General features: G+C 39.4%; 28 protein-coding genes. 1 reads left to right on the forward strand and 27 read right to left on the reverse strand.

Annotated elements, in window-relative coordinates:
* Positions 1-16: 16 nt before the first annotated feature.
* The 27 genes from rplF to CTY48_RS14205 form a co-directional block, all read right to left on the reverse strand.
* Positions 17-556: a 50S ribosomal protein L6 gene (rplF, locus tag CTY48_RS14075; protein ID WP_099469105.1), complete on the reverse strand. Its 540-nt coding sequence runs from the start codon at positions 554-556 to the stop codon at positions 17-19.
* Positions 557-802: 246 nt separating this feature from the next.
* Complete coding sequence (rpsH, locus tag CTY48_RS14080) at positions 803-1,204, reverse strand: 30S ribosomal protein S8 (RefSeq protein WP_099469106.1); 402 nt, start codon at positions 1,202-1,204, stop codon at positions 803-805.
* Positions 1,205-1,228: 24 nt separating this feature from the next.
* Positions 1,229-1,414 carry a type Z 30S ribosomal protein S14 gene (locus CTY48_RS14085; RefSeq protein ID WP_094377154.1) on the reverse strand — a complete coding sequence of 62 codons (186 nt, stop codon included), beginning with the start codon at positions 1,412-1,414 and terminating at the stop codon, positions 1,229-1,231.
* Positions 1,415-1,430: 16 nt separating this feature from the next.
* Positions 1,431-1,970, reverse strand: coding sequence for a 50S ribosomal protein L5 (gene rplE / locus CTY48_RS14090; RefSeq protein WP_099469107.1), 540 nt, complete (start codon positions 1,968-1,970; stop codon positions 1,431-1,433).
* A 23-nt stretch (positions 1,971-1,993) separates the two neighbouring features.
* Complete coding sequence (rplX, locus tag CTY48_RS14095; RefSeq protein ID WP_099469108.1) at positions 1,994-2,305, reverse strand: 50S ribosomal protein L24; 312 nt, start codon at positions 2,303-2,305, stop codon at positions 1,994-1,996.
* A 12-nt stretch (positions 2,306-2,317) separates the two neighbouring features.
* Positions 2,318-2,686 (reverse strand): 50S ribosomal protein L14, encoded by a 369-nt coding sequence (rplN, locus tag CTY48_RS14100; RefSeq protein ID WP_099469109.1) that lies wholly within the window; start codon positions 2,684-2,686, stop codon positions 2,318-2,320.
* 33 nt (positions 2,687-2,719) lie between these two features.
* On the reverse strand, positions 2,720-2,974 hold the full coding sequence (gene rpsQ, locus CTY48_RS14105; RefSeq protein WP_099469110.1) for a 30S ribosomal protein S17: 255 nt from the start codon (positions 2,972-2,974) through the stop codon (positions 2,720-2,722).
* A 41-nt stretch (positions 2,975-3,015) separates the two neighbouring features.
* Entirely contained in the window at positions 3,016-3,216 is a 201-nt protein-coding gene (gene rpmC / locus CTY48_RS14110) for a 50S ribosomal protein L29 (protein WP_099469111.1), read from the reverse strand.
* A complete protein-coding gene (gene rplP, locus CTY48_RS14115; protein WP_099469112.1) occupies positions 3,206-3,643 on the reverse strand; it encodes a 50S ribosomal protein L16 in 438 nt (145 codons plus the stop codon). Before rplP ends, rpmC begins: the two co-directional genes overlap by 11 nt.
* Complete coding sequence (gene rpsC / locus CTY48_RS14120; protein WP_099469113.1) at positions 3,643-4,299, reverse strand: 30S ribosomal protein S3; 657 nt, start codon at positions 4,297-4,299, stop codon at positions 3,643-3,645. The genes rplP and rpsC overlap by 1 nt, the downstream gene beginning before the upstream one ends.
* A gap of 11 nt (positions 4,300-4,310) precedes the next feature.
* Complete coding sequence (gene rplV / locus CTY48_RS14125) at positions 4,311-4,700, reverse strand: 50S ribosomal protein L22 (RefSeq protein WP_099469114.1); 390 nt, start codon at positions 4,698-4,700, stop codon at positions 4,311-4,313.
* A gap of 29 nt (positions 4,701-4,729) precedes the next feature.
* Positions 4,730-5,011 carry a 30S ribosomal protein S19 gene (rpsS, locus tag CTY48_RS14130; RefSeq protein WP_099469115.1) on the reverse strand — a complete coding sequence of 94 codons (282 nt, stop codon included), beginning with the start codon at positions 5,009-5,011 and terminating at the stop codon, positions 4,730-4,732.
* Between the two features lie 36 nt (positions 5,012-5,047).
* Positions 5,048-5,896 carry a 50S ribosomal protein L2 gene (rplB, locus tag CTY48_RS14135; RefSeq protein WP_099469116.1) on the reverse strand — a complete coding sequence of 283 codons (849 nt, stop codon included), beginning with the start codon at positions 5,894-5,896 and terminating at the stop codon, positions 5,048-5,050.
* A 71-nt stretch (positions 5,897-5,967) separates the two neighbouring features.
* Positions 5,968-6,267, reverse strand: coding sequence for a 50S ribosomal protein L23 (gene rplW / locus CTY48_RS14140; protein ID WP_099469117.1), 300 nt, complete (start codon positions 6,265-6,267; stop codon positions 5,968-5,970).
* A complete protein-coding gene (gene rplD, locus CTY48_RS14145) occupies positions 6,267-6,887 on the reverse strand; it encodes a 50S ribosomal protein L4 (RefSeq protein ID WP_099469118.1) in 621 nt (206 codons plus the stop codon). The genes rplW and rplD overlap by 1 nt, the downstream gene beginning before the upstream one ends.
* 28 nt (positions 6,888-6,915) lie before the next feature.
* A complete protein-coding gene (gene rplC, locus CTY48_RS14150; protein ID WP_099469119.1) occupies positions 6,916-7,596 on the reverse strand; it encodes a 50S ribosomal protein L3 in 681 nt (226 codons plus the stop codon).
* Between the two features lie 112 nt (positions 7,597-7,708).
* Positions 7,709-8,026, reverse strand: coding sequence for a 30S ribosomal protein S10 (gene rpsJ / locus CTY48_RS14155; RefSeq protein WP_094377168.1), 318 nt, complete (start codon positions 8,024-8,026; stop codon positions 7,709-7,711).
* Between the two features lie 488 nt (positions 8,027-8,514).
* Entirely contained in the window at positions 8,515-9,072 is a 558-nt protein-coding gene (locus CTY48_RS14160) for a hypothetical protein (RefSeq protein WP_099469120.1), read from the reverse strand.
* Between the two features lie 5 nt (positions 9,073-9,077).
* Positions 9,078-10,640: an ArnT family glycosyltransferase gene (locus CTY48_RS14165; protein ID WP_099469121.1), complete on the reverse strand. Its 1,563-nt coding sequence runs from the start codon at positions 10,638-10,640 to the stop codon at positions 9,078-9,080.
* A 19-nt stretch (positions 10,641-10,659) separates the two neighbouring features.
* Complete coding sequence (locus CTY48_RS14170) at positions 10,660-11,520, reverse strand: class I SAM-dependent methyltransferase (RefSeq protein WP_099469122.1); 861 nt, start codon at positions 11,518-11,520, stop codon at positions 10,660-10,662.
* 5 nt (positions 11,521-11,525) lie between these two features.
* Positions 11,526-12,767: a S41 family peptidase gene (locus tag CTY48_RS14175; protein WP_099469123.1), complete on the reverse strand. Its 1,242-nt coding sequence runs from the start codon at positions 12,765-12,767 to the stop codon at positions 11,526-11,528.
* Positions 12,768-12,790: 23 nt separating this feature from the next.
* On the reverse strand, positions 12,791-14,056 hold the full coding sequence (locus tag CTY48_RS14180) for a murein hydrolase activator EnvC family protein (protein WP_099469124.1): 1,266 nt from the start codon (positions 14,054-14,056) through the stop codon (positions 12,791-12,793).
* Between the two features lie 8 nt (positions 14,057-14,064).
* Positions 14,065-14,973, reverse strand: a complete 909-nt coding sequence (ftsX, locus tag CTY48_RS14185) for a permease-like cell division protein FtsX (protein ID WP_099469125.1) — start codon at positions 14,971-14,973, stop codon at positions 14,065-14,067.
* Complete coding sequence (gene ftsE, locus CTY48_RS14190) at positions 14,963-15,649, reverse strand: cell division ATP-binding protein FtsE (RefSeq protein ID WP_099469126.1); 687 nt, start codon at positions 15,647-15,649, stop codon at positions 14,963-14,965. The genes ftsX and ftsE overlap by 11 nt, the downstream gene beginning before the upstream one ends.
* A gap of 29 nt (positions 15,650-15,678) precedes the next feature.
* Positions 15,679-16,764, reverse strand: coding sequence for a PucR family transcriptional regulator (locus CTY48_RS14195; protein WP_099469127.1), 1,086 nt, complete (start codon positions 16,762-16,764; stop codon positions 15,679-15,681).
* Between the two features lie 222 nt (positions 16,765-16,986).
* Positions 16,987-17,847, reverse strand: a complete 861-nt coding sequence (locus CTY48_RS14200) for a YitT family protein (RefSeq protein WP_099469128.1) — start codon at positions 17,845-17,847, stop codon at positions 16,987-16,989.
* Between the two features lie 2 nt (positions 17,848-17,849).
* Positions 17,850-18,527, reverse strand: coding sequence for a WecB/TagA/CpsF family glycosyltransferase (locus tag CTY48_RS14205; protein WP_099469129.1), 678 nt, complete (start codon positions 18,525-18,527; stop codon positions 17,850-17,852).
* 253 nt (positions 18,528-18,780) lie between these two features.
* Here CTY48_RS14205 and CTY48_RS14210 point away from each other — a divergent pair, with 253 nt between their 5' ends.
* Positions 18,781-18,972 carry a YjfB family protein gene (locus CTY48_RS14210; protein ID WP_099469130.1) on the forward strand — a complete coding sequence of 64 codons (192 nt, stop codon included), beginning with the start codon at positions 18,781-18,783 and terminating at the stop codon, positions 18,970-18,972.
* Positions 18,973-18,989 lie beyond the last annotated feature (17 nt).

The following is an 18,989-nucleotide window of genomic DNA, read 5'->3' on the forward strand; positions in this document are numbered from 1 at the left end:
TTTTCACACTCCTTAATTATTTCTTACCAGTCTTACCAACTTTACGTCTAATAACTTCATCAGCATATTTAATACCTTTTCCTTTGTAAGGCTCAGGTCTTCTCTTATCTCTGATTTCAGCTGCGTATTGGCCAACTTTTTCTTTGTCGATACCTGTAATTGTAATCTTGTTTCCGTCAACAACGGAATCTAAACCTTCTGGGTCTTCCATCTCTACTGGATGAGAATAACCTAAAGCTAATGTTAATTTCTTGCCTGCTTTCGCTGCTTTATAACCAACACCATTGATTTCAAGAACTTTTGTGTAACCATCTGTTACACCGACAACCATATTAGAGATAAGTGTTCTTGTCAAGCCGTGTAATGATTTCATTTTCTTTAAATCACTTGGTCTTGTTACAATGATTTCTGTACCCTCTAATTTGATATCCATTTCTGCTGGTAACACTCTCTCAAGTGTTCCCTTTGGACCTTTTACAGTCACTTTATTATTTTCTGCAATATCAACAGTAACGCCTGCTGGTACCGCGATTGGCATTCTTCCTATACGTGACATGCCCGTACCTCCTGTATTCTGAATGAATTGAGTTTATTGGTTTTGTTTTTGTTGCTAAATTGCTAAGAATTTAGGTTTGTGGGGAATTCATCTTGGTGCCCGGGGGGGCTGTGAGATGAATTTAGAGTTCCGCTCGGCTAAGACTTTGTCGGCGCCTTACGGCTTGCCATAGTCTAAGTCTCGGGAACGGCTTTCGTACTAAACTCGCTCGGCGTCGTAGACTTGAGCTCGCTAAGTACTCAATGCCTACCACACAAACGCTAATACTTCTCCGCCTACGTTTAACTGTCTAGCTTTTTTATCTGTCACAACACCCTGGTTTGTTGAGATAATTGCAATTCCTAATCCTCCAAGTACTTTTGGAAGCTCTTCTCTGTTTGCGTAAACGCGAAGCCCCGGTTTTGAAATTCTCTTAAGGCCTGTGATGATTTTTTCGTTCTTATCTTTTCCGTATTTCAATGTAACACGGATTGTCTTAAAGTTTCCATCTTCAACGATTTCAAACTTTTTGATATATCCTTCTTCCAAAAGAATTTCAGCAATTGCTACCTTCATTTTTGAAGCAGGAATATCTACTGTATCATGTTTAGCAGTGTTTGCATTACGGATTCTTGTAAGCATATCTGCGATTGGATCACTCATAGTCATTTTAAGGTTGCCTCCTTCCGTTTTTTACCAGCTTGCTTTTTTAACGCCTGGTATTTGTCCTTTATATGCTAATTCACGGAAGCAAATTCTGCAAATTCCGTATTTTCTTAAATATGCATGTGGACGACCACATATTCTGCAACGGCTGTATTCTCTTGTTGAGAATTTCTGCTTACGCTGCTGTTTCACCTTCATTGAAGTCTTAGCCATGAAGTTTCCCTCCTATCTATTTTGTAAACGGCATATTGAATAATGTCAATAATTCACGAGCTTCTTCGTCTGTGTTAGCGGTTGTAACGAAAATTACGTCCATACCTCTAACCTTATCTACCTTGTCATATTCAATTTCAGGGAAAATTAGCTGTTCTTTAATTCCTAGTGAGTAGTTACCTCTGCCATCAAATGCATTAGGGTTTACACCTCTAAAGTCACGTACACGAGGTAATGCTAAATTCACAAGACGATCAAGGAATTCATACATTTTTTCGCCTCTTAATGTTACTTTACATCCGATTGGCATACCTTCTCTGATTTTGAAGTTAGCTACTGATTTCTTTGCTTTTGTAAGAACTACCTTCTGTCCGGTAATAATCTCTAAGTCTTTTACTGCTGAATCTAAAACCTTTGCGTTATCTTTTGCTTCACCAACACCCATGTTAATAACGATTTTATCAAGCTTAGGTACCTGCATCACATTTTTATAACCAAATTTCTTAGTCATAGCATCTACGATTTCATTTTTGTATTGTTCTTTAAGTCTACTCAACGTCTGCGACCTCCTCTCTTATATTAGTCGATAGCTTCGCCTGTTGATTTTGCTACACGAACTTTTTTGTCGCCTTCAATTTTAAAGCCGATTCTTGTAGCCTTTCCTTTATGAACATACATCACATTAGAAAGATCAATAGGAGCTTCTTTTTCAATAATTCCGCCAGCCTGGTTAGCTGCGCTTGGCTTAGAATGCTTTGTCACTTTGTTAATTCCTTCAACAATAGCAGTACTATTTTTGATATTAACAGAAATCACTTTGCCTTCTTTATCTTTATCTTTTCCAGCGATCACTTTAACAGTGTCGCCCTTTTTAATTTTCATCGTTGACATCTTGGCACCTCCTTATAATACTTCGGGAGCTAATGAAACAATTTTCATAAATTGTTTTTCTCTTAACTCTCTAGCTACTGGTCCAAAAATACGTGTTCCTTTTGGGTTTTTGTCATCTTTGATAATTACAGCAGCATTTTCATCGAATTTTATATAAGAACCGTCTTTACGACGAGCACCTTTTACTGTACGCACAACTACGGCTTTAACAACGTCGCCCTTCTTTACAACACCCCCTGGTGTTGCATCTTTAACGCTGGCAACGATGACATCACCTATAGCAGCATATCTTCTAGTAGATCCGCCTAATACTCTAATGCAAAGTAATTCTTTTGCACCTGTATTATCAGCAACTTTAAGTCTACTCTCTTGTTGTATCATCTAGGTTACCTCCTTTAAAATATGTGCAAAATACTATTTTGCTCTTTCAATAACTTCAACAAGTCTCCATCTCTTATCTTTAGATAATGGTCTTGTTTCTGCAATTCTTACTGTATCGCCAATGTTGCATGAGTTTTCCTCATCATGAGCCTTTAACTTAGAAGTTCTCTTCATGATCTTCTTGTAAAGAGGATGCTTAACATGATCTTCAACTGCTACAACAATTGTTTTATCCATTTTATTACTTACAACTTTTCCTGTACGGGTTTTTCTTAAATTTCTTTCCACAACATTAATCTCCTTTCGCCAAGATATATATCAACCAGTAATTATTTAGACATCTCAGTGATGATAGTCTGAATTCTTGCGATATTCTTTCTAACTTCTTTGATTCTGCTAGTATTATCTAACTGATTGGTTGCGTTCTGGAATCTTAAATTGAAAAGTTCCTTTTTAGCAGCTACTAATTCATCGTTTAATTCTGCAGCTGATTTTGCTTTTAAACCTTCTACATACTTATTAATTTTCACTGTTATCACCGCCTTCTAAGTCTGCGCGAGAAACTACTTTACATCTACATGGTAACTTGTGAACTGCAAGACGTAATGCTTCTCTCGCAATTTCTTCAGAAACTCCTGAGATTTCAAACATTACACGGCCTGGCTTAACAACTGCTACCCAGTATTCTAATGAGCCCTTACCGGAACCCATACGTGTTTCAGCTGGTTTTGTGGTTACTGGTTTATCTGGGAAAATCTTAATCCAAACCTTACCACCACGCTTGATATAACGAGTCATAGCAATACGCGCTGCTTCAATCTGGTTTGATCTGATCCAACATGGTTCTAAAGCGACAATACCGTATTCACCATAGGAAATCACATTTCCTCTTAAGGCTTTACCTTTCATGCTTCCACGAAATTGTTTACGACGCTTTACTCTCTTTGGCATTAACATTATTTATCGCTCCCTTCCCTATTTCCTTTAGTTGGAAGTACTTCGCCTTTGTAGATCCATACCTTTACGCCTAATTTGCCGTAAGTAGTATCTGCTTCTGCGAAACCATAATCAATATCTGCTCTCAAAGTCTGCAAAGGAATTGTTCCCTCACTATAAAACTCTGTACGTGCCATATCTGCTCCGCCAAGACGTCCTGAAACTGATGTCTTAATACCTTTAACGCCAGCCTTCATTGTTCTTGACATAGAAGATTTCATTGCTCTTCTGAAAGAAACACGGTTCTCTAACTGTAATGCAATGTTTTCAGCTACTAACTGAGCATCTTTGTCTGGTCTTTTTACTTCTTTGATGTCTACTACTAACTTCTTAGAAGTGAATTTCTGAACTTCTGCTTTAATCTTATCGATTTCAGCTCCGCCTTTACCGATTACAACACCTGGTTTTGCTGTGTAAATAATAACTTTTACTCTATCAGATGCTCTCTCAATTTCAATCTTAGCAACACCTGAGCTATATAATTTATTCTTAAGGTACTTTCTGATATTGTAGTCTTCTACTAAGTAGTCTGCAAAATCAGCTTCAGCGTACCATTTTGAGTCCCAATCCTTGATAACGCCGACTCTTAAGCCATGAGGATTAACTTTCTGTCCCATTCTTTCCCTCCTTATCTTTCATTAAGCACGATAGTGATATGACTGATTCTCTTCTCAATTCTGTATGCTCTACCCTGTGCTCTTGGTCTGATTCTCTTCATTGTAGGACCCTTTTCTGCATAACATTCTGCAACATAAAGGTTTTCTACATTCATTCCATTGTTGTTCTCAGCATTTGCAATCGCTGATTTTAATAATTTCTCTATTAAACTAGAAGCATATCTTGGATTGTAAGCAACAATACCAAGTGCTGTTGTAACGTCTTTGCCTCTGATGGCATCTAAAACAAAGCATGCTTTTTGAACAGATACTCTTGCATAAGATAATTTAGCTTTTGGTCTTGTATCTTTGTTGTTTGCATTTCTTTCTCTTTTTATTTGGGATCTATGTCCTTTTGCCATGATGAAACCTCCTTTCAAATTACATTTATTTAACGAACGCCTGATCTTTTCTCGTCTTTTCCATGTCCTCTGTAAGTTCTGGTTGCAACAAACTCTCCGAGCTTGTGTCCAACCATATCCTCTGTAACATATACCGGCACATGTTTTCTTCCGTCATGAACTGCTATTGTATGTCCAACCATCTGTGGGAAAATAGTAGAACGACGTGACCAAGTTTTAATAACTGACTTGTCGCCTTTTTCGTTCATTCCGTCTATTTTTTTCAATAAACTTGCATCTGCAAATGGTCCTTTTTTAAGTGAGCGAGCCATAGGTTCTAACCTCCTTACGATTTCTACTTTTGGTTACTATTTTGTATTTAAAGTTTTACCGTCTCTTCTTCTTACGATTAACTTATTGGATGCTTTCTTTTTCTTTCTTGTCTTTAAGCCAAGAGCTGGTTTACCCCAAGGTGTAACCGGACCTGAACGACCGATACCAGTTTTACCTTCACCACCACCGTGTGGATGGTCATTCGGGTTCATAACAGATCCACGAACTGTCGGCCTGAAGCCCATGTGACGCTTACGTCCCGCTTTACCAATATTGATAAGGCTGTGGTCACCGTTTCCAATAACACCGATTGTAGCTTTACAAATGATTGGAACCATTCTCATTTCACCTGATGGTAATCTAAGAGTAGCATACTTTCCTTCTTTCGCCATTAACTGAGCGCTAGTTCCAGCAGAACGTACTAACTGTCCGCCTTTACCTGGATACATTTCAATATTGTGTATCTGTGTACCAACCGGGATATTTGATAATGGTAAGCAGTTACCTATTCTGATTTCTGCGTCTTCGCCGCTTACTACTTTCATTCCGTCTGTTAAACCTTCCGGTGCCAAGATATATGCCTTTTCACCATCAGCATAGAAAATCAAAGCGATGTTTGCTGTTCTGTTTGGATCGTACTCGATACCAGCTACTGTACCAACAATTCCTTCTTTTCTTCTCTTAAAATCAATAATTCTATATTTTCTCTTTACACCGCCGCCACGATGTCTAACTGTAATTTTACCCTGACTATTACGACCTGCTGTCTTACTCTTTGATGTAAGCAAGGATTTCTCTGGTGTACTCTTTGTAATTTCAGAGAAGTCTGAACCTGTCATATGTCTTCTGGAAGGTGTATATGGGTTGTATTTTTTAATACCCATTTTAGTCACTCCTTTCAATTTCCGATTATTTGTTGTCACGCTTAATTTGCGTATAGTTTCCTAGATGATTTTTATAATCCTTCAAAAATCTCTATATCTGCACTTTCTGCAGTTAACTGAACGATTGCCTTCTTTGTTTTAGAAGTCTTACCAGATGTTTTACCTCTTCTTTTGGTCTTTCCATCCTGGTTCATCGTGTTTACACTCTTTACCTTTGTTCCTGCAAACATTTTTTCTACAGCTTCTTTAATCTGAGTCTTGTTAGCTTCCGGATGTACTAAGAAAGTATATTTCTTCGCTTCCATTCCCTGCATACTCTTCTCTGTAATAACTGGTTTGAGGATTACATCATAATATTGAACACTTGCCATTATGCATACACCTCCTCGATAGTAGCAACAGCAGCCTTTGTCAAAATAACTGTGTTATATTTCAAAATATCATATACATTGATTGTGTTTGTTAAAGCTGTCTGCACTGTAGGGATATTCTTAGCTGAAAGAACTACGTTTTTGTCGTTTTCATTTAAAACAACTAAAGCCTTTGATACTTTCAGGTTATCCATTACAGCCTGGAATTTCTTTGTCTTGATTTCATCAAATTTGATTTCATCAACAACGATCAATTTGTTTTCATTTACTATTGAAGTCAAAGCTGACTGAAGAGCAATTCTCTTCTCCTTCTTATTCATCTTGAATGAATAATCTCTTGGAGTTGGTGCAAATACAACACCACCGCCAGTCCACTGTGGAGATCTTGTTGAACCCTGTCTTGCATGTCCAGTTCCCTTCTGTCTCCAAGGTTTTCTTCCGCCACCTGAAACTTCTGAGCGAGTTTTCGCCTTCTGTGTTCCCTGACGCTTATTTGCAAGCTGAAGAACTACTGCTCTGTGTAATAAATGTTCATTTACTTCAACACCGAACACAGCATCGTTAAGTTCAATTGTTCCAACTTCCTTGCCTTCCATATTGTAAACAGATACGTTTGCCATCTGTGTTTTCCTCCTTTCTTACCAAGCATTAATTTGCTTTTACGGTCTCTTTAATTGTTACTAAAGATTTTTTAGGTCCAGGTACAGCACCCTTAACTAAAAGTAAGTTATTCTCTGTATCCACTCTTACAATTTCAAGATTCTGGATTGTAATCTTCTTGGATCCCATGTGTCCTGGCATTTTCTTTCCCTTAAATACTTTACTCGGGTCAGAAGCAGCACCATTGGAACCTGCATGACGATGGAATTTAGAACCATGAGCCATAGGTCCTCTGGACTGTCCATGTCTCTTAATAGCACCCTGGAAGCCTTTACCCTTTGAAATTGCAGTAGCATCTACTTTATCTCCTGCTTCGAAAACGTCTGCTTTGATTTCGTCTGCAACTTTATACTCTGCTGCATTCTCAAGCTTGAACTCTCTGACAAATCTCTTGCTTGCCACACCAGCTTTTTCAAAGTGACCTTTTTCTGGCTTATTTACACCATGTCTGTTTCTGATTTCTTTCTTGCCGCTCTTGTCAACAACAGTTGCTTTTTCTTTCTTGTCAACAAAACCAACCTGCACTGCGCTGTATCCGTCGTTTTCAACTGTTTTAACCTGTGTAACTACACATGGTCCAGCCTGCAATACAGTTACCGGAATTAACACGCCATCTTCGTTGAAGATCTGAGTCATTCCTACTTTAGTCGCTAAAATAGCTTTTTTCATTTTCTTACCTCCTGTTTTCTCTACAGCGGATTACCGTTTGGTAATCATCCTAGAACAGTTATATAAGTGGAACTTTCGTTGCTTCTATATTAACCCTTCAGGATACTTCGTCTTATTTTTGTTTCATTTTGATATCGATATAAACACCAGCCGGCATTTCCAATCTGGATAATGCATCAACCGTCTTCTGAGTAGGTGTTACAATATCGATAAGTCTCTTATGAGTTCTCTGCTCGAACTGCTCTCTGGAATCTTTGTACTTGTGAACCGCTCTAAGAATAGTTACTACTTCCTTCTTAGTAGGTAATGGTACAGGTCCACTCACCTGAGATCCGTTCTTCTTCACAGTTTCGATGATCTTTTTAGCTGACTGATCGATTAGCTGATGATCATAAGCCTTCAATGTGATTCTCATTACTTGACTTGCCATAAAAAAAGTCGCCTCCTTTTCGCACTTAATTAATCGAAGTACGACAAGCGGTGACTGTACACTCTTCCGTGTGTATCGCGAGATACATGCACGTTGTTTCCATATTGAATGGACAATTTAGATTATACAGTGACTTGTCGCCAGTTTCTTAACTTGACATTCGCTCCACGGAAAACCTGCCCCAAAGGCAGCAACCTCACGCTTCAACGCTATCAATGTCACAACATTACATAGTATACACGAAACAAAACCCATTTGCAAGGTTTTTTTTATAAAATTTTCGATACAATAAAGCCATGCAAAAATTTTACCTAATCGGTGCGTGGGAGCTCGCTCACAAAGCACCAATTAGGTAAATATTTTTATAGGGCGCAGCCCGAAATGAATAATTTGACGCAGTCAAATTATGAATTGCATGGCTGGACTACAACATTGCATCCCCAGATCATAAATCACATAACCAAGCCATCCATTCCACGACCACCCCTCTACTCCTCCGGCTCAATAAACCGATCATCCACCTTATAAAGCTTACCTACCGCTTTAAAAATCGCAACAAACCCTTCCCCACGCTTTGTAAGCCGATAGCTGTCACCGTCCTGCGTAATATTCCCTGATTCTATCTGCTCCCAAAACCTGCGATCAAGCATCTCATACTTTTCAACAAACACTTCCTGAAATACCCCATCCAACTCTTCCTCGCTATAACTTCTATCCTCCTGCTCCAAATAAGACAACAAAAAAACAGAAAGAGAACGGTCAAGTGATACCACCACCAACGAAAGCCATACCATATTAATACTTATAAATAGTACAAAAGAAATAAAAATATCCTTATAATCAAAGACTGCCTTCTTCCAAAAATGCTTTAAAAGCAACTCCGCCCCAAGCAGGACAATTCCTGTAATAATCAGAATAAAAATGGTCTTATAAAAATAAACTTCAATAAAGTCAAACACGCCGATTTGTATCACCGCGATATATAGCAACCAGCCAAGTAAAAATGCCGTTGCCTGAAACAATATAAATTCCATTAGCTTTTTCATCTATATCACTCTTTCTCTTTACAGGCAACAATAAAGTTTTCAAATTCCGTTATCGTATAGCCTTGTTTTTCAAAATAATCCTGCTCACCAATCCCCCATATATAAACCTTATCGTCTGACAGTGCAGGCAGAGTTTCCTTCTCCTGAAACTCAAACTGTCCAAAGGATGAAGTCTCCAGCCAGATTGCCGGGTAATTCGTATAAACAACGGTATCAACATATTCCGGTGCAGGAATTTGGGAGGCAAACATCACCTGAGAATGAAATGCCTTATCCGTTACACATATCGTATTTTCCGTAAGCTCCATCGCATATTGAACCGCTTGCGTAATCCCCCCATTAAACTCTTTTGAGATTTCTTCCTGATAGCTTGTGTAATAGGCATGTTCAAAAAATCCGAAGCCCACAAGATAAATCAATACAATCACATAAATCAAACGAGGCGTTATATATTGGCATAGCTTATAAATTCCGATTCCCGCGAATGCAATCGCCGGTATATGAAGTAAATTCAACTTATTGATATCACATTTATCCACGACAAGTGCGGCAAAACTTCCTATTATAAATTGAAACACGAAAAATCCAAACGGATTATAAATCTTATTTTTGAAACTCGTCACAAAGCACCATATAGAATAGAACATTCCCACAAAAACAAATACCAGTCCGAATTTATAGTGAAGCCCAAATCCCGGAACCGTATTCCATATGTTTCCGTCGTCCTGTAAAAACATCACCTTATAATAGGTATAAAGCTTTCCCATAAAACCGCCGGATGCCAACTCTCCGCTTCTAAAGTAAGCCACCTTCGGAATAGACAAAAATCCTGTTTTTATCTCCGAAATAAATCCGTAATTTACCAGTAAAAAGAGTAACAGCGGAAGTGCGAACAAAAATACAAGAAATGCCGAAGCTACACTTACAAAAGAAAGGTGTATCTTCTTATAATATATGGCGTAGCCTACCTGAAAGAGTAAAATAAACGGAAGCAGCGTCCATAAAAATGCATAACAATATAATGACAAACCGTAAAAAACGGCTGACCATAATAAATATCGTTCTTTTTCAAGTCCCAAGACAAAGAAATACAGTCCAAACAGTAAAAATGCCGGCGTTGTTGCGGAATCAAGTCCCCACCTAGTCATCACGATGTGCCAAGGGCTGATTGCAAATAAAAGCAATGTAATCAATGCAATCTTATCATTCGTCACCTTCTTCATCAAAAGATATAAAACAAAAAGCGATAAGATACCCAAAATAGCCTGTGACAGACGGATTGTCCACATATTCAAGCCAAACAGCTTAATCCATGGAATACTGAGCCAGCTATACAGCGCACTCATCCCACTTCCCCATGTCGTATTGTATACAGGGAAGTGGTAGCCAAAGCAATCAATTCCATAATTCGCCAGAGAGTAGGCGTCATAAGCACTAAACGCCTCGTCCTGTGAAACTCCTCCCGGATAACTACCCAGGTAAAGGAGTCTTGCCAGACTCCCTATTATCATCAATGCTATCACAACAACAGATTGATGTTCCTTTATTAATTTATTTATCTTTTCCATATTTTTCTCTTTACAATCTTTATTCTGCTTCCCAACGTCCTGATGCACCGCACGGAAGAACCAGACCGCTCTCCGTGACAGGCAGTCCAACCTCCTGTGAATCTACATGACCATGAAACTTTTTAAGTTCCACCGCAAGCATATAGGTCAACACCGCAGGCGCCAGTCCCGTTGTATAGGAATTAATCAGGAAAAATAGAGGCTTATCAGAAAGTACCTGTGCGCACAGTTTCACAAGAGGGTGAATGGCATCTTCAATTTTCCATATCTCCCCTTTCGGACCTCTGCCGTAGGAAGGAGGATCCATGATAATCGCATCATATTGATTGCCCCTTCGGATTTCTCTCTCCACAAACTTTACACAGTCATCCACAATCCAACGGATCGGTGCTTCACCAAGTCCTGACGAAGCGGCATTTTCCTTTGCCCAGGAAACCATTCCCTTGGAGGCGTCCACATGAGTAACAGTAGCACCTGCTTTCGCCGCCGCAAGAGTGGCTCCTCCCGTATAGGCAAATAGATTGAGCACCTTAATCGGGCGATTTGCATTTCTTATTTTTTCACCAAACCAATCCCAGTTGGCTGCCTGCTCTGGAAATAAACCTGTATGTTTAAAGCTAAACGGTTTCAGATTAAAAGTAAGTCCCTTGTAACCAATTGTCCACTGCTGCGGAAGGTCAAAGAACTCCCATTCCCCGCCGCCCTTGGCACTTCGATGGTAATGTCCGTTTTTCTTCTTCCAGCCCTTGTTCGCCTTCGGGGTATCCCATATTACCTGCGGGTCCGGGCGGACTAAGATATATTTTCCCCATCTCTCCAATTTTTCTCCGCTTGCGGTGTCTATTACTTCATAATCTTTCCAACCGTCTGCAATCCACATATCTGTTACCTTCCTAACTTTTGATTGATAATTTCCAAAGCCTTTTGGAGCTGATTGTCTTCATCGTGGGCGATAACCGCCTGTGTCCTTAAGGAATCATCCAGCTCAAGCTCTACATCCGGCTCAATGCCAATACCGTGAATATTGTAGCCGTTTGGCGTGTAGTACTTGGATATGGTAAGCTTCATCGCCGTTCCGTCTCCCAGTTCGATGAGTCTTTGCACAATTCCCTTTCCAAAGGTTTTTGTTCCGACCAATGTACCGATGCCGTAATCTTTTACCGCACCTGCAAATATCTCAGAAGCACTTGCACTGTTTCCATTAATTAAAACCGCAAGCGGCTTATTAAACTGATGTGCCTCATCCGATTTGTACTCATCCTTGTTACCATATTTATCTTCGGTGTAAACAATGAGTCCCTCCGGAAGTATCTGATCTAAAATGCTGTTTACAACATCCAGATTTCCACCCGGATTATCTCGTAGGTCCACAACAAGTCCGTCCACGCCTTGATTATTTAACTCTTCCAAAGCACTTATAAACTGTGATTCCGTAACCGTATCAAACTCCGCAATAGCAATGTAGCCAACGTTACCCTCCAGCACCTCATAGCTAATTGTCGGAACCTCAATCTGACGTCTCTCCACGGTAAGATTCAGCTCATCGCTCTCACCTTCTCTTACAATAGTAAGATCAACAGTCGTTCCTTCTTCACCCTTAATCATCGCAACCACTGTAGAAAGTTCCATACCGGTAACCTCAGTCCCGTCTACTTTATATAAAATATCTCCGGGCAAAATTCCTGCCTCAAAACCCGGTCCATTCTCAAAAGGCTTTACCAATGTAATGATTCCCGTATCGGCATTCTGTGAAACCGTAACACCAATTCCATAGTAAACTCCGTTTGTACTCTCCATCATACTTTTAAACTCATCCTCTGTATAATAGACAGAATATGGATCTCCTAAACCATTTACAAGACCTTTATACATTCCTTCTACCAAATCGGCTTCATCCACATCCTCAAGATAGTACTTATCAATAATCTGTTTGATGACATCGATTTTGGTGCCGGTCAGTGTGCTTCCTACTTCCTCCACCTCACTGCCGGATACGTTTTGAACCAGACTTGCCACCTTTAAATCTGCGCCTGTATATTTGTAAATAAACAATACAAGTGAAATTACAACCACGGCACTAAGTACACCGCCTAAAAAGCCTTTCAAAAATTTCTTATTATCTTCCATGCTGACCTTCCTTATTTTCGTTATTAGCCCACATAATTATGAGGATTTACATAACTCCCGTTTAAACGGACTCCAAAATGCAAATGCGGTCCGGTCGATCTGCCTGTTGAGCCGACTGCTGCAATTGTATCTCCCTTGGACACGTTCTGACCTGCTGTAACATAAAGCTCCGATGCATGCATATAGATGGTATACAAGCCGTCTCCGTGGTCAATCATCACATAATTTCCCATCGAAGAATTATACCCCGCACCGGCCACAGTTCCTTTGTAAGCTGCAACAATCGCACTGCCCGTTGATGCCGCGATATCAATTCCGTTATGAAATTTATTTACACCAAGTACCGGGTGTAAACGATTACCATATTCGCTGCTGATTGTTTTACTGGCGGGACACGGCCATGTGAAAGTTCCTCCATCATAGGTTGTTGTAATATTGACCGATTGACCCGTACCACCTGTATTTTTTTCCTCTTCTTCCAGCCTTTTAATCTCAGCCTTTTTAGCTTCAACAGAAGCTTCCAGTGCAGCTATCACGGCGTTTTGTGCCTTAATATCCTCTTCGTAGTCATCTGCCAGCTCCTGGGCAGATAAAATATTACTTTCGTATGCTGCAATCTGCGTTGATTTTTGATCAATCAACCCCGCTACCTCTGATTGCTTTTCTTCTGTTTCCGCCTTTAACGCAGACAACTCAGCTTTCTCATTTTCAAGCGTCTCCTTCGTATCTGCAATATAAAGCTTCGTTTCCTTAAATTTATCAAGCATTTCTCTGTCATAGTCCGCTATCTTTATAATATATTCAGCGGAATTCAACAACTGTGACAAGGATTTAGACTGTAGAATCATTTCAATATATGCCGTATTTCCGTTTTCATACATATATTTGATTCTTTTCTTCATCGCCTCATACTGCTCGACTTCATCTTCCTCTGCCTGAGCAAGCGCGTCTGTTGTCTCTTCGATTTCCTGCTCCTTTGTCTCCATCTGCTCTACTATCTCTTCTATGCTGTCCAGAATACCAGCAAGCTGATTATCCAGTTCCTTTACATAGTTTTCCATATTATTCTTTTTATCAGAGAGAGAGTCAATCGCTTTCTGCGTATCTGCCAAACCATCCTTTAAATCATCAGTCTCGGAATTTGCATTCTCAAGCTCTTCTTCAAGCTGTTCTTGCTCCCTCTGAGCCTGTTCGGAGCTTTTTGCGGAGGATGCCTGCGCCATTATATTATTTTGAAACACCAGATTAAAAGCAAGTATCAAGGCGGCTATCTTTATATACTTCTTCATAGCAACTCCTATACTCTCAGATGTTTGCGTATTGTGATAAAGCTTCCTAAGAATCCGATACCCACACCGATCAGCAATGCAACCGGGATAAGCGTCTGGAAAACAGTATTAACCGGTAAGAAATTTAAAACTCCCTGAAGAATTTTAAATTTTTCACTTACTAATTGTATGATATTTCGGTACATATAAAAAAGTGCTATCAAAGGAATTGCCGAGCCAACCAGTCCAATCAAAATCCCCTCGACAATAAACGGCGCCTTTACAAAGAAATCCGTCGCTCCGATGAGCTTCATAATGGATATTTCCTCTCGTCTGACCGCAATACCGATTGTGACTGTATTACTGATCAAAAATACGGAAACACCTAATAATATGATAATAATTGCAAGTGATATGTATCCTACCAGTACATTAAAGTTGGCAAGTGTATTCGCTACAATTTCCGAGCGTTTTACCTCACGAACTCCATCTAAAGATTCCAGATAAGTAACCAATGTCTTCTGCATAGAAACATCATTCAAATATATCTCATAACTGGAAGCCTCCGCCAGCGGGTTGTCATCCTGAAAGCTTGACGCCGCATCCTCATCACCGCCAAAGTAATCTTTCTTAAATGCTTCCCACGCTTCATCTGCAGAAACATAATTATATTTTGATACCTCAACGCGTTTTCCAATCTCGTCTCCGATTTCCTTAATCTTGTCATCTGATATTCCTTCATCAAAGAATACGGTAACGGAAACTCCTGTCTCTGCCTGTTTTACAATGTTATTGAAATTCGCCACAATAGCATAGAATAAACCAAAGAGAAAAATACACGCCGCCATCGTTGCAATGGAGGCCAATGAAAACATCTTGTTGCGGACTATATTTTTAAAGCCCTGTTTTAAACTATATGCAATCGAACTAATCCTCATAAATATACCCACCTTTTTGCTCGTCACTTACAATAACGCCCTTGTGCATGGTAATAACACGTTTTTGCATCGCGTCAACAATCTCTCTGTTATGAGTTACTACAAGAACCGTCGTTCCCCTTTGATTTGCCTCTTCCAAAAGCTTCATGATATCCCATGAATTTTTCGGATCAAGATTACCTGTCGGCTCATCTGCTAGCAAAATAGAAGGCTTGTTGACCAAAGCCCTCGCAAGTGCCACTCTCTGTTGTTCTCCTCCGGACAGTTCCCTCGGATTCGCTTTGTATTTCTCCGCAAGACCTACCATAGAAAGCATGGCAGGCACCTGACGCTTTATTGTCTTAGTCGGCACCTGAATTACACGCTGTGCAAATGCCACATTTTCATAGACATTTCGATCTTTCAGCAATCTAAAATCCTGAAAGACAACACCGATGTCCCTCCTGAATTTAGGAACCTGTTTTCTTTTCAGCCGTGCCACATTTTTATTGTTTACCGTAATCTTTCCGGATGTCGGCTCAAGCTCCTTTAGAAGCAACTTGATTAAAGTTGATTTACCGGAGCCGCTTGTTCCGACAATAAAAACAAACTCACCCTTTTCAATTGTAAGACTTATCCCGTTAATTGCCGGCGTACCCGTCGAATAAGTCTTACTCACATTTTCTAATTCTATCATCTAACTTTCCTCTCAAACCTATCACTGCATTAATAATCCAACGTTTCCATATACTTCATATACTTCACTACCATAAGAGCTATCTTAAAAGTTATGGCATCTTCAAACACGCGAAGATCAAGCCCGGTGCTCTTTTGAAGCTTGTCCAGACGATATACCAAAGTATTTCTGTGAATGTAAAGCTGTCTTGAGGTTTCTGATACATTTAGGCTGTTTTCAAAAAACTTATAAATAGTTGTCAGTGTTTCCTCATCAAACTCATCCGGCGATTTTCCGTCGAAGATTTCTTTGATGAACATTTTACAAAGCGGAATTGGCAACTGATAAATCAGTCTTCCTATTCCAAGCGTGCTGTATGCAATAATATCTCTTTCGCTGAAGAATATTCTGCCTACATCAAGTGCCATTTTGGCTTCCTTGTAAGAACGTGACACTTCCTTTATCTCATTTACAATTGTTCCGTAAGCAATGTGAACCTTGCCTCCGTTTGCGCTGAATAAGTCTAAAATGCTTTTTGCCACCTTATCCATCTCGTCATAGCCTTCATTGGCGCCAACCTCTTTTACCACGATAACACTTTTCTCATCCACCGCAGTAATAAAGTCCTTTGTCTTGCCGCCGAAGAGTCCTCTAACAATTTCCAGGCCGTTTAATTCTTTCTCATTGTTCATTTCTACAATAAACACGGCTCTTTTTACATCCGTGTCGATATGCAGCTTCTTTGATCTGTTATAAATATCGACAAGCAGCAAATTGTCAAGCAGCAGGTTTTTAATAAAATTATCCTTATCAAACCTCTCCTTATACGCAATTAACAGATTCTGAATCTGAAATGCAGCAATTTTTCCTACCATATAGCCGTCTTCACTGCCGCCGTTTACCAGAAGAACATATTCCAACTGGTGTTCGTCAAACACTTTAAAAAATTGGTATCCTTGGATAACCTGACTGTCTGCCGGTGACTCCGCAAAAGAAAGTACAACCTCCCCATACCCCTCTGCTTCATGAAAGGTAGTAGCCAATACATTTCCATCCGTGTCCATTATGCACAACTCTACTTTTGTAATTCCTTTTAGCCCTTCAATTGTATTTTGAAGTATTTGATTCGATATCATTACACTCCACTCCTTTAACATTAGTATAATTTTTTAATATACAACTTCCACAACAAATAAATTTTATATTTTTTATTACATAACAGCCTATTTTATATTTTAATGCAAAAGTGCAAAAAAATAAAGAGGAAATACGTGGTTTTTATGCATTTTCTCTCTATTTTTGTCTAAATCCTTATTTTTTCCTATTATGCATAGTTCACAATCATTACTTTTTTCCTATTATTGTCCTAACCGGAACTCAATAAAGCCTTCTCCAAGTACCTCTCTCGCATCGCTTACGATGACAAAAGCACGCGGATCAATCTTAGCAACAATCTCTTTTACCTGCACAATTTCTTTTTTAGACACAACACATAACAGCACTTTCTTTTCTGCCGCAGAGTACATGCCCGTGGCATTAAGCCCCGTTGCCCCTCTTCCGAGGGAGGTCATAATTGCATTCGCCACCTCATCATACTCATCTGTTATAATGTAGGCAAGTTTTGAAAACTTAAGACCTTCAATAATACCGTCTGTCACCCACGACAGTACAACAACAGATATAAGCGCATATAACGCTTTATTCAGACCAAAGATATAAGCTCCTACTAAAATAACCGCTCCGTCTATCACCTGAAGCACCTGCGCTATCGTATAGTGCCTTAAATAGTGTTGGATGTATGCCGCTACCATATCGGTTCCTCCGGTGGTCGCCCTTGCCAGAAAAACCATTCCTGTCCCAATTCCGCATATCACACCACCAAAGATGGCAGCCAATATATAGTCATCTGCCATAATCGTAATTTCCGGCAAAACATAGAGCCATACTGACAGCATCACCGTGGCATACAATGTTCTTGCAATAAAGCGGAACCCCTTTATCTTTATTCCGATTAAAAAAATCGGTATATTCAAAACAATGTTAATGAGCCACAGCGGTATATTACTGAACGCCTTCGCAATAATCGCAATACCTGTAAAGCCTCCCGTAACCATAGCAATCGGGTCGTAAATCGTCTTGATTGCAAAAGCTATCAGACAGGTTCCCACTGTCATCAACAAATAATCAATATAAACCGGTCTGTTTCCGGATACCTCCATACTTAATCACCATTTTCACTCTCGTATTTTTTTACCTTACTCAGTAAAAGTTTCTTTTCAATCAGCCTTTTCAGCCAGCCGCTTTTTGTTTTTGAATCACTCATCTGTAATTCATCGCCAACACCGATCCATACTCTTGCACTTATCTTATTCTTGTTGGCAATCACAAATTTTTCCTGAAAAGGAGAAGGCAGAATCGATATAATCACATCCGGTGCAACACTGTTTAATTCGTTTACAATGGAGTCCCAGTCATCCTCATAACCGTCAATCGCAAATTTGCCTGCTATGTTTAAACCGGTATGGCGTTTTGTAATCGCCTTCATATACCTGTCAACTTCCTGTTCCTTTTCCCCCAGAATAAAAATTGTCTTTTCCTTTTTCACGACATTTTGAAAAAACTGAATAAGAAATTCACCGTCGGAAGCCTCACTAAGCTTCTGCTTGTCTTCCAAGCCAGCCGCTTCTAAGATTTCTGCATCACCTGCAACGGTCAAATCCATTTGTTCAATGTATTCCTTGAATTCATCATCATCCACTGCTCTAAGCAATGTAGGAATTTGTATCACACTAATAGTATTCATACAATCTTGTTCTAAATATTCATCGATCAAGCTCTTACTTTCCAAGGTTAAGTAATTGTCGACCATGATACCTAGTATACGTATCTTATTTTCCATACCTTCACCATATCAGTTCCAATGAATCATTACATTTGGTTCCTGCCACATTTATCCTATCCCTATTTATTTTTATTCAAATTCACTATTACAATTCAATCTAGTATATCAAACTTGGTAATATTTTTCAATTCTTAAATTTTTATTAATTACCCCATGCCTAATTAATTTAAGACTATTGGATCATTGCTTTCTTATTCCCTATATAGTATAGTGGTAATATGTAGTTATATTTTATAAGGAGGTAATTGTTATGGATATTCCTTCCCTCTCAATCGCGTTAAGCCAGAGCAAGGTTATGAGCGATGTCTCTATGGCAATGCTTGGCAAATCGCTTGACATGGTAGAAGATTTATCAGCAAACATGACTGATATGATTGATTCTGCCGCCGCACCGGCTCTCCCTATTGACGGACTCGGTGCTAACATTGACATTACACTCTGATAATCAGAGTGTAATGT

The sequence above is a fragment of the Konateibacter massiliensis genome (assembly GCF_900184995.1).
GTDB classification, from domain to species: domain Bacteria; phylum Bacillota; class Clostridia; order Lachnospirales; family Lachnospiraceae; genus Lachnotalea; species Lachnotalea massiliensis.